This window comes from Sebaldella sp. S0638 (assembly GCF_024158605.1).
Taxonomy (GTDB): domain Bacteria; phylum Fusobacteriota; class Fusobacteriia; order Fusobacteriales; family Leptotrichiaceae; genus Sebaldella.
In genome coordinates, this window is record NZ_JAMZGM010000171.1 from 1 (window position 1) to 5,983 (window position 5,983).

Sequence of the window (5,983 nt, forward strand, 5' to 3'; positions counted from 1 at the left end):
CATAATAAAGTCCTCCTGTTTTTAGTTTATCATAAAAAGATTTTTTTATTTACAGACTTTTTATCACAGGCTCTCAAAAAATATAGTAACAATATTTATCCCTATTATTGTATACTCATACCATCTTAATATTTTTTCTACTCTAAATAACCTAAAATATATGATTATAATCCCAATTCCAGCACCAAAAAAAAACTAAATCTTCATCACTTATATGTTTGTATTTTTTATCAATAATCAAAAAATAACTTACAATCAAAATAAAAAAATATATGTAATCTATTATTTTAAATAATTTTTCTTTTTCAGTTTTATGATATTCTGCTTTTATTTTTTCATTTGCCTTATTTAATCCCATCTAATAACCCCTAATTTATTAAAAATAACTATTCCCGCTGAAGATATTGAGAACATCAATACTAATGTTACTATAAAGATATGCAGGTATTTATCTATTTTAGTAAGTTTATTTTTTCTTTTAATTGAAGGATCGTATTCAAAGTATAGTGAATATAACAACATCATGTATGATAAAACACTTACAAATACTCCAACACCTTGATTAATAAGCATTGTAACAATCCCGGATACAATTACTATATATTCATACCATCTAAACATCTTCTTTGCTGTAAATAATCTGTAACATATTATTAAAATTCCTATACCTAATAAAAAGGTGTAGAAATCCCCTAATCCTCCTTCTTGTTGCTTTTTCATATAATCTTTTATATTTAAAAAGTACCCTGTTATAAGCAATACAGCATATATAAATTCTATTATTTTAAATAGTTTCCCACTTACTTTTGTGTTATTATCCACACCCAATATCCCCACGTCCTTAATTTTCAAAAATTAAATTTTGGATTTAGTTACCTGTATTTCTGGTTCAGTATCTTTTCAGTATTTTCTTTAAACTATTTATCTCCATCTGTTGTTTTTCCTATTTTCACCATCTTTTTATTTCCATCTTCATCAAAAATTATTCGGCAAAAAACTTTTTCATCATTTTTGGTTCCGCACCATATTTTCATTTTTCCTATATTTTCATTATAAAAATCTATCATTTCTTCTAATTTTTCTTTTTGATGGTTTGTAAAATTACTCTTATTCATCAGATCATAGTTTTTTATTGTTTCATTTAAAAAATTATAGTTGAAAGTTGTCATTAATAAGTTTTTGAATGCTACTCCAAATATTGATAATATTGCTGTTAATCTTTCAATTTCTCCTTCTTCAAGAAGTTCCTCATAATAATCCAAGCTTCTCGCTATTAAATCTTTTAAATCTGTAGTTTCATTAAATTCTTTCACGCTCTCCTCTACATCTTCCATTAATTCATCAAATTCACTATCTAACATAGTCTCTCCCATATTTTAAATATAAATACTGCTTTAAAACTACATTTTAGACTATTCTTCTATATCCCCCAATATATCTTTCACCATTTCATCGAAATTATCTATTTCTTTTCTTTTTCCTTCTTTATAATGATTTTTCTTTTATTTCTTCTAAAATTTTATTTCCATTATTATCTATTTTCACACTAAAATAAGCAATATTATTATTAACATCTTCTCCTTGTAACTTCATATTTATGATATTCTCATTATAATAATCTATCAAATCATCAATTTTATTTTTTTGTCTTTTAGATAAATTTAATTCTTTTTTCTCTTTATAATTTTCTACTGCTTTTTCTAACATAAAGTAAACTTCTTTAAACATTTCAAAATATTTTGATTGTTCATAAAAAGCTGTTAATAAAATTGTAATATTTTCAATTTCTCCTTTCTCCATCTCCTCTTCAAGTTCTTCAAGACATAATCCCATTATTGAGGGTTTATTTTCTCTATCATCAGATGCTTCCATTAAATCATGAACAATCTCTACCAAATCATCAAAATCCGAATCTAAGATATTTTCTCCAATTTCCACCATCTTTTTATTTCCATCTTCATCAAAAATTATTTGGCAAAATACTTTTTCATTATTTTTGGTTCCACACCATATTTTCATTTTTTCTATATTTTTATTATAAAAATCTATTGTTTCTTCGATTTTTCTTTTTTGATGTAAAGTGATATTTTCTTTGTCCATTTCAACATATTTTTTAATTGTTTCTTCTAATAATTTATAATGTCCACTTTTTATAACTAAACATTCAAATTGAATTATAAACATTGATAGAATTACTATAATTTCTGATATTTCTCCAATTTCGAAAGCGTTCTCAAAATCATTTAAACAAATTGCCATTAAACTAAAATGATCTGAATCTTCCTTTGCCATCTTCATTCCTTCTTGAACATCTTCTATTAACTCGTCAAATTCCCAATCCAACATAGTCTCTCCCATATTTTAAATATAAACACTGCTTTAAAACTATTTTTTGACTATTCTTCTATATCTTCCAATATGTCTTTCACCATTTCATCAAAACTATCTATTTCTTTTCTTTTTTCTTCTTTATTTGATATCAAACGCTTTTGATACTCTTCTTCTGCTCCCTCTGCTTTGTTTGATGACAATCTCTTCTTATAGTCATTCCAGATATAAAATTTTTCATTACATATTTTCTCCATCATCTCATTATAAAAACTATTAATTAGATTATATAGCACTAGAAAATCAGTATCAGATATCTCTCCCTTTAAATCATAAATCTTTACTCTTCTTTTTATTTCTTCTATATCCTTATAATTAATTACTTCCTCTGGTTTTATACCGAATTTTCTTACCAGACCATCGAGTATTTTTTTCCTCTCATATCTTCCATCTAAATTCATTTTTCTTTCTTCATCCCTAATATCATAATATGGAAAATTCCATATATTGTTGTTTATTTCATATAATAATTCTAATTTTTCTTTATTTGTGTTCAATGTCAATTTTTCTATATTTTCTATCAATTCTAGGAATTTATTATTATCAAAGCCTTTTGTTTTTTTAGAATTTGATATAAATTCATATAATTCATAATATTTTAAAATATCTCTATTTATCATTTGGGATACTTCTTCCTTTTTTTCTGATTTGATTATTTCAGGAATAATCTCCATATCCTTTTTTTTCTGTTTAATAGCATATATCCCTTTTTTCTTTATTAAAGGACTCAATTCAAATAAATACTCCATATATATTTCTTTGAAAACATTCAATTTCTGATCATAGCTATAATTTATTTTACTCTGCAATTTAGGGATAACTCTATCAATTTTCTTAAATGGCAATATTTCTTCGTGAATTTCTTTTAATCTGTAAAAATCCAATTCTAATTCTCTCAAACTTCCAAAAGCACTTATATAAACAATTTCTTTTTTTATATCTTCAACTTGTCCCATATATTTAATAGGAATTATCATATTGGGAAATATCTTTTCTATATTTAACTCAAATTCTATTTCTGTATCTTTATCAAATTGATTTTTTAATATCGACGAAAAGATAATTGGCAACACTCCTGTTTTAACTAAAGAATATTCCATCAATTGATTTTTTATTATATAATCCATCTTAAAAAGAAATTTGGTTTCTTTAGAATCTAATCTTTCAAAATTTAATTTTTTTTTTACTTCATCCCATTTTTCAATTATTATTCCATAATCAATCAATGCATCTATTTCTCCACTTTCTTTTAAGGAAAAATGTAGTTCTGAAAACGTACTCTCTATTCTCTCAAGATATTTCTTATTTGAAATTTCTTTTTCAGTTTTGATTTCTTTATTATTTAAATTATATTTTACTTTATTAATATCATAAAAATCAATTGTTATTTCCCATTTCTCTGTATTTTCTATTTTATTTTCTTCATTATCTAAATATTTTGTATTAAAAATTACCTGTTCAAATATTTTTATATCATAATCATATTTACCTTTAGTTACTCCATATCCTTTTTCCATAAAATTCACCTACCTAAATATTCTATTTTTATTTTTTCTCTTTTTTCAAGTAAATTTTCCACATAAATTACTGTTTCTAGATCCAATATAGGAAAATAACTATTTCTATTTTCAATGGTTCCATTTAATTTAGCTTCTATTTGTAGCATCTTATCCTTTGATAAATTGAAATAATTTCTTACTGTCTTCTTAAAATCAACATCATTAAATTCTAAATGATTCAATTGTCCATTAATTACTCCATTTTGAATTATTATTTTCATAGGAAAATCAAAATTGAAAAGTAACTTTTTAAATTTAATAATATTCTCCCCATCTGTGTAGTCTCTAAAAAAGTAAGGCAAAAAATATAATTCTTTTGTTGTCTCATTTAATATTTTTTTATTCTTATACATTTTATCCATTTGAAATATAAATTGCTCAATTTCTTCATTAATTTCTACACTTTTCTTTATTGTCTCCCATTTTTCTGCTATTTCATCTAAATTAATGCATTTCTCCAGTTCATTTTTATCATTAAGTATGAAATTTAATTTTCTTCCTGGTTCATCAAATTTATCAAAAAATAATTTTGTGCTATTATCAATATTTACATTTTTAGATTCTTTAGATTTTATTTCTATTTGTACTGCTATTTTATTACTAAAATATTTTATAAATTCTATTTCTGCTTCTGTTTCAGATAAACTCTCACGAAATAAGCCTTTGATTCCATCTTCAATAATATAAAAATTCGTTCTTGTTTTTATTTTACATGTTTTTATCATAATTATTCCATTACCTTTCAATGTTATATTTATACTAAGACTCAAATTTTAAGTATATATTTTATACTATTTTATATTTTACTAAAACAGCAAATAATAATGTGAAAACAGGAGTTAGTATTGAAAATACTATTATATATACATATACAAATTTATCTACTTTGTTTGGCTTAGACTTGTTTCTTAATCTTGGGTAATACAACATATATAAATTAAATAATAAAAAAACATGTGAAAATACTGATATGAATACTCCATATTGAAAATAAAAAAATATAGCAATAATATTTATTCCTATTATTATATACTCATACCATCTAAAATTTCTTTTTACTCTAAATAACCTAAAATAAATGATTATAATTCCTATTCCAGCTCCAAACAAAAAAATAAAATTTTCACCACTTATATGTTTATATTTTTTAGCTATAATAAAAAAATAACTTATAGCCAAAATAAAAAAATATATATAATCTATTATTTTAAATACTTTCAAATTATTCATCTTTTTCATATCTTTATCTCCTTATGATCAATTTATATTTTCTCTCTCATATTCCTTTATCTCTTTTATTCTATCTATTGTTTCCAATTCTTCAAATTTTATATCAGTTAAGAGCATAGTTATTCCAGCATTTAAGTCACTTCCCTGAGCCGCAAGTTTAGTTATTAATCCATTTTCTGTAATACCTTCAAATGTTGCCTCACCGACTGCTTTTAATATTCCATTTTGTTTTTTATTAAATTTAAACACAAATTCCATTTCTTTGGAACTTCTAGCAATTCCTTTTCCTAAATCCTTTATTCCACCAGCTAATGATATAAATTCAAATGTATTCATTGCCCCTCTGCCAACAATTATTCCATATTGTTCCCAAGTATCTTCTTTATCATAAAAACTTCCTATCTTTCCTAACACACTTCCACCTAAAGTACCTGCTATATCAACTATTGGATATGTACCATTATCTTCAGTATTATCAGATAATGCATTCCATATATCTATAATCCCTGAACCTAATAAATCTACTGAACTTACAGTTGTTGAAAGTCCATAAGTAAAAACAAATCCATTGCCTTCACTTGCTCCTATTGTTTCAATTCCATTTATAACACCCAGTGTACCTAAAAGAGTTTTAGAAATTCCGAACACAAAAGTTATAAATTTATTTTCTAAGACTAAGCTTATTAATCCTTTTTCGCTCTGTCCATTGTCAATAACAAGTAAATATCCTCTGGTGTTAGTATGAAAAAGTGGACACAAAAATCTTGATTGTGTAAACTAATTGAGAGAAGGCAGGTGTCCGAAAT

6 protein-coding genes are annotated in these 5,983 nt (G+C 24.1%); all 6 read right to left on the reverse strand.

The annotated features are described in order from the left end of the window. Positions 1-348 precede the first annotated feature (348 nt). The 6 genes from NK213_RS18630 to NK213_RS18655 all read right to left on the reverse strand — a co-directional run bounded on the left by NK213_RS18630 (position 349) and on the right by NK213_RS18655 (position 5,936). Complete coding sequence (locus NK213_RS18630; protein WP_253352054.1) at positions 349-822, reverse strand: hypothetical protein; 474 nt, start codon at positions 820-822, stop codon at positions 349-351. Between the two features lie 95 nt (positions 823-917). After that, the gene (locus NK213_RS18635; RefSeq protein ID WP_253352056.1) at positions 918-1,361 is read right to left on the reverse strand and encodes a hypothetical protein; all 444 of its coding nucleotides are present in this window, start codon (positions 1,359-1,361) and stop codon (positions 918-920) included. Positions 1,362-1,485: 124 nt separating this feature from the next. Next, positions 1,486-2,346 (reverse strand): hypothetical protein, encoded by an 861-nt coding sequence (locus NK213_RS18640; protein ID WP_253352058.1) that lies wholly within the window; start codon positions 2,344-2,346, stop codon positions 1,486-1,488. A 50-nt stretch (positions 2,347-2,396) separates the two neighbouring features. Continuing rightward, complete coding sequence (locus NK213_RS18645; protein ID WP_253352060.1) at positions 2,397-3,905, reverse strand: hypothetical protein; 1,509 nt, start codon at positions 3,903-3,905, stop codon at positions 2,397-2,399. Between the two features lie 5 nt (positions 3,906-3,910). Next, complete coding sequence (locus tag NK213_RS18650; RefSeq protein ID WP_253352062.1) at positions 3,911-4,672, reverse strand: hypothetical protein; 762 nt, start codon at positions 4,670-4,672, stop codon at positions 3,911-3,913. 532 nt (positions 4,673-5,204) lie between these two features. Next, positions 5,205-5,936, reverse strand: a complete 732-nt coding sequence (locus tag NK213_RS18655; RefSeq protein ID WP_253352064.1) for a hypothetical protein — start codon at positions 5,934-5,936, stop codon at positions 5,205-5,207. Positions 5,937-5,983 lie beyond the last annotated feature (47 nt).